Annotated in this window: 4 protein-coding genes and 1 pseudogene; 4 read left to right on the top strand and 1 reads right to left on the bottom strand. The window is 75.4% G+C overall.

Annotated elements, in window-relative coordinates:
* Positions 1–335 (bottom strand): annotated as a pseudogene (locus ICW40_RS15765) (hypothetical protein); the annotation flags it as partial.
* A 323-nt stretch (positions 336–658) separates the two neighbouring features.
* Between ICW40_RS15765 and ICW40_RS15760 the strand changes: the two are divergent.
* The 4 genes from ICW40_RS15760 to ICW40_RS15745 all read left to right on the top strand — a co-directional run bounded on the left by ICW40_RS15760 (position 659) and on the right by ICW40_RS15745 (position 4,811).
* A complete protein-coding gene (locus ICW40_RS15760) occupies positions 659–1,093 on the top strand; it encodes a VOC family protein (RefSeq protein ID WP_221654967.1) in 435 nt (144 codons plus the stop codon).
* A gap of 5 nt (positions 1,094–1,098) precedes the next feature.
* Positions 1,099–1,737: a winged helix-turn-helix transcriptional regulator gene (locus ICW40_RS15755; protein WP_221654966.1), complete on the top strand. Its 639-nt coding sequence runs from the start codon at positions 1,099–1,101 to the stop codon at positions 1,735–1,737.
* A gap of 50 nt (positions 1,738–1,787) precedes the next feature.
* The gene (locus ICW40_RS15750) at positions 1,788–3,023 is read left to right on the top strand and encodes a cytochrome P450 (RefSeq protein ID WP_221654965.1); all 1,236 of its coding nucleotides are present in this window, start codon (positions 1,788–1,790) and stop codon (positions 3,021–3,023) included.
* Positions 3,024–3,197: 174 nt separating this feature from the next.
* Complete coding sequence (locus ICW40_RS15745) at positions 3,198–4,811, top strand: HNH endonuclease signature motif containing protein (protein ID WP_221654964.1); 1,614 nt, start codon at positions 3,198–3,200, stop codon at positions 4,809–4,811.
* Positions 4,812–4,942 lie beyond the last annotated feature (131 nt).

The raw sequence follows: 4,942 nt of genomic DNA, 5'->3' as shown, positions 1-4,942 counted from the left end.
GCCCCGGCCGCCGCGGCCGCCGACCCGGCCGAGCCCGTGGTCGACGGCGATCCGCCCCCCGTGACCGCCGACGACGCGGCCTCCTGATCGTCGGCCTGCGCGGCGATCTCGTCGGCCGCGAGCGTCACGGCGTCGGCCACGTGCTTCAGCGCCGGCCGGTGCGCGGTCTCCCAGGCCTCGCGGAACCACGTCCGGTCCCGTCCCGCCCAGGCGAGCCCGTCCAGCGCGGCGGACGTCGTGACGGCGCACCGGTCGAGCTCGGCAGCGGCGGCCAGCAAGGACGTCCGCAGGTCCCGCAGGGCGGCGACGTCCGCGCCTCGGAGGTTCGTGGTCACGGGAGTCACGCTGCTGGCCGACGGGCGGGTCGGCAAGGCCGTCCTGCCCGGAAGGTTCCGGTGCCGTGCCGGCTCGGCCCCGGCCGCCACGAGGACGACCGTGTGCGGCCCGGCGGAGGTGCCCGTCGGGACGGTCACGCTCAGCCGCACCGTGCCCGAGGCATCGGCCGCGGTGGTGGCGAGCAGCCGGGGCGTCGAGTGCAGTCCGACCTCGACCTTCTCGTACGGAGTGACGGGCAGGCGACCTCGTCGAGGGTCTTGACCCGCTCACTTGTTTTTTGCAAGTGTGGAGGTCCGCAGCCACATCCACGAGAGGAACCACGATGACCGCGATGTTCGTCAACCTGCCGGTGACCGACCTGGACCGCGCCAAGGCGTTCTACACAGCGCTCGGGTTCACCATCAACCCGCTCTTCACCGACCACAACGCGGCGTGCGTCGTCGTCGAGGAGGGCCACAGCGCCTTCATGATCCTTGTGCGCGACTACTTCCAGACCTTCTCCGACCGGCCCATCGGCAACCCCGCGGAGACCGTCTCGGCCACGACCGCGATCTTCCTGGACAGCCGCGAGGCGGTCGACACGACCGTGACCGACGGCGTCGCGGCGGGTGGCCGGGAGGAGCGCCCCGCCTCGGACTACGGGTTCATGTACCAGCGCCAGCTCACGGACCCGGACGGCAACCTCATCGAGTTCGGCTGGATGGACCCGGCCGCGGCCGAGCAGGGGCCCGAGGCCGTCGCGACCCAGCAGTCCTGAGGTCCATGCCACGCGAGTACGGGCAGTACTGCGGGATCACCCGCGCCCTCGAGCTGGTCGGCGAGCGGTGGGCCTTGCTCATCGTCCGCGACCTGCTCGTCGGGCCGCGCCGCTACGGAGAGCTCGCGGCGGGACTGCCCCGCATCCCGAGCAACATCCTGGCTGCGCGGCTCAAGGAGCTGCAGGAGGCGGGCGTCCTGCGTCGCGCGCCGCGCTCGCGCGTCGTCGTCTACGAGCTGACGCCCTACGGCCGGGAGCTCGAGCCGGTCGTGCTCGCTCTGGGAGCGTGGGGCTTCAAGGCCCTGGGCGACCCGCGCGAGGGGCAGGTCCTCACGCCCGAGGCCCTGACCCTGACGCTGCGCACCGCCTTCCGGCCGGAGGTCGCGGAGGCGCTGCCGCCGACGGCCTACGCGGCGCACCTCGGACCCGCCGAGCTGCTCGTCCAGGTGGACGGAGCGACGCTGCAGGTGACGCGCGGGACCGGGCAGGTCGACCTCGCCTTCGCCACGGGCCCGGGCATCCAGGCGGTCATCTCCGGCCGACTCGCTCCGGATCGCGCCATCGCCACCGGAGTGGTCGAGGTGCTCCACGGGCACCGGGACCTCCTCGACCGCTTCGCGACGACGTTCCACCTCGCCGCCTGACGCTGATCGGGCGAGAGGTGGGCCGACGCCGGCCGGGGCACGATGGGGTGGTGAGCGAGCACACCCCGAGCGACGAGCTGTCGGCGGACGACCACCTCGGGACGGGTCGCGCCCCCGGCAAGGACGCCGCCGGCCACGCGCAACGTGCCGACTGGAACCCTCGGGGTCCGCGCGTGCGTCGCGACCCCGTGGCGGCGTACGACGCGCTGCGGGACCAGTGTCCCGTCGCGCGCGGCCCCGACGGCGCGTGGACGCTCTTCTCCCATGCCGACGTCGTCGGCACATCCCTCGACCACAGCACGTTCTCGAACGCCGTCTCACGCCACCTGCAGGTGCCCAACGGCATGGACGGCGCCGAGCACAGCGCGTACCGGGCCGTCGTCGACCGGTACTTCACGCCCGGACGGATGCGCGACCTCGAGCCGGTGGTCCGGCGCGTCGCGACGGAGCTCGTCGCGGCGGTCGAGGTGCCGGGCCGGGTCGACGCCGTCGTCGTCGGCGCGCGGTTCGCCGTGCGGGCGCAGAGCGCGTGGCTCGGGTGGCCCGAGGAGCTCGAGGAGGAGCTGCTCGGCTGGGTCGAGGAGAACCGGTCCGCGACGCGGTCGCGGGACCGCGCGCGCACGGCGGCCGTCGCGCGGCACTTCACCGCGATCATCCGGTCGCTCACGGACGCCCGCCGCGACGCGGGCGACGACGCCCCGGACGACGTCACGACCGAGCTCGTGCGCGACCGGGTCGACGGGCGGCCGCTCACCGACGAGGAGATCGTGTCGATCCTGCGCAACTGGACGGGCGGGGACCTCGGCTCGATGGCGCTGTGCGCCGGCGTCGTCCTCACCTACCTCGCCGACCACCCCGACCTGCAGGAGCACCTGCGCGCGGGCGTCCCGGACCGTGAGCTCGACCGCACCCTCGACGAGATCCTCCGGATCGACGACCCGTTCGTCAGCAACCGCCGCATCGCCGTCGAGCCCGTGACGATCCGCGGCCGGCAGGTCGCGGCCGGTGACCAGGTGCTCGTCAGCTGGACGGCCGCGAACCGGGACCCGGCCGTCTTCGGCGACCCCGACGCCTTCGACCCGGACGCCCACGCGCCCTACAACCTCGTCTGGGGCATCGGGAAGCACGTCTGCCCCGGCCGTCCGCTCGCGACGCTCGAGCTGCGTGCGCTGACCCGCGCCGTGCTCGCCGCGACGACGGCGGTCGAGCCCGACCCCGACCACCCGCGCGAGCGCGAGCAGCCTCCGGCGGGCGGATGGGTCACGGCGCCGCTCGTCCTGCGCTGAGGGCGGCGAGCTGCGCTGAGGCGGCGAGGTCGCCGGGGGCGGGGAGGTCGCCAAGCCAGGCGGCGAGGTCGCCGGGGGCGGGGAGGTCGCCGCGCCGCTCGTCCTGCGCCGAGGCCAGCGGGGTCGCCAGCGCCGCGCGGCAAGCGTGTCAGTGGTCGGTGGGAGGGTCTGAGCATGTCCGGATCGCTCGTCGACTCGTCGGCTCCCCCCGCCGCGCAGGCGTGGGACGCGCTGCCGGCCGGCGTGCGCCTGCCCGACGCGGACGTGCTCGTCGTGGTCCGGCCATGGGTGGCACGCGAGCTCGCCGACGACGACCTGCTGGACGCGCTCGCGGAGGTCGAGGCGGCCGGGCGCCGGGTGGACGCCGCGCGGGCCGCGCTGGCCGCCGAGGTCGCCGAGCGGTCGCGCCGGGAGCTCGGGACCGAGCGGCTCTCGGCACGCCGTGGCTGCCGCGACGCGACCGAGCTCGTGCAACGCGTGACGGGCGCCTCCGTGCGGGCGGTGAACCAGCGGGTCCGCCTCGGTGCCGCGACCCGCCCCGGTGCGAGCCTCAGCGGCGGCCCCGTCCCGCCCCGCTTCCCTGCGGTGGCGCACGCGCTCGACGAAGGCCTCCTCGGGCTCGACGCCGCGACCGCCGTCGTCGACACCCTGGCCCCCGCCGTGCGCGTCGCCGGAACGGCTGCCGTGCAGGCCGCCGAGGCGGAGATCGTGGCCGGCGCCGCAGCCGTCACGCCCACCGCGGCGCCGCAGGTGGACGCGGACGGCGTGCGACTGCAGGCCACCGTCTGGCGCGCGGCGCTCGACCCGGACGGCACGGCACCGAGCGAGCTGGACGTCCAACGACGCTGCCTGGTGCTCGGCGCCACCCACCACGGCCTGGTGCGGGTCCGCGGCATGGTGCTGCCCGAGGTCGCCGGTGCCCTGGAGCGGTACGCCGATGCCTGGACCAACCCCCGCTCGGCCGCCCTCCCGGCTCCCGCCTCGGTCGTTTCCGCCGATCCACGGAGCACCTCCGACGCCCGGGTCCACGACGCCCACGACGACGCAGGCGCAGACAAGGCACGCGCGAGGAACGCAGGCGCAGACGGCGAGGTCGCAGACGACGCAGGAGCGACGGACGCAGCCGCGACGGACGCAGCCGCAGACGGCGAGGTCGCTCAGGCAGCCGACCCGCGGTCGCGGGCACAGCGCCTGCACGACGTGCTGGCGAACGCCCTGATGGTGGCCACGCGAGCCGCGGACGCACCCAGCGTCGCGGGTCAGGCGCCCACGCTCGTGGTCACGGTGCGGCAGGAGGACCTCGCCGCGGGGCGCGGCGTCGCCTGGGCGGACGACCGGCCGGTCAGCCTCGCCGCCGCGCAGCACGTGGGTTGCGCCGGCGCGGTCGAGACCGTCGTGGTCGGCCGTCAGGGCCGGGTCGTCGGCCTCAGGTCGCGCGAGCGGTGCTTCACCGGTCAGCAACGGCGGGCGATCGCTGTCCGTGACGGCACGTGCGTGATCCCGGGGTGCCACGTTCCCATCGGCTGGTGCGAGGTTCACCACGTCGTGCCGCATGCCGAAGACCCCGACGGGACCCACACCGACAACGGGGTTCTGCTGTGCTGGTTCCATCACCGCACCCTCGACACCTCCGGCTGGGAGGTGCAGATGCGCGACGGCGTGCCGTGGGTGCGCGCTCCGGCGTGGCTGGATCCCGACCGGCGCTGGGCGCCGGCTTTGCGATCGTCGCTCGGAAAAGCACGCCGTATGCCGGAGGCCCCAGGTCTCGTCCCCGCCGGGTACACCTGAGTCGCGCGCGCCTTGCGGGGCGTCGGCGTCTGGGGCTTGCCCGCCGGTCGAGCGATCGTCGTCCGCCGCCCTGACCGCGCGCCGGCGGGGCGTCAGCGCCCGGGCGGCCCGCCGGGCGGGCGATCGTCGCG

This window comes from Actinotalea ferrariae, from assembly GCF_019733465.1.
In the GTDB taxonomy this organism is placed as follows: Bacteria; Actinomycetota; Actinomycetes; order Actinomycetales; family Cellulomonadaceae; genus Actinotalea; species Actinotalea ferrariae_A.
The sequence above is the reverse complement of the archived record's forward strand: the minus strand, read 5'-3'. Positions and strand labels throughout refer to the sequence as shown.

Coding starts and splice junctions, on each gene's coding strand:
- ICW40_RS15755 (WP_221654966.1), top strand. CDS start 1,099: ATGCCACGCGAGTACGGGCAGTACTGCGGGATCACCCGCGCCCTCGAG.
- ICW40_RS15760 (WP_221654967.1), top strand. CDS start 659: ATGACCGCGATGTTCGTCAACCTGCCGGTGACCGACCTGGACCGCGCC.
- ICW40_RS15745 (WP_221654964.1), top strand. CDS start 3,198: ATGTCCGGATCGCTCGTCGACTCGTCGGCTCCCCCCGCCGCGCAGGCG.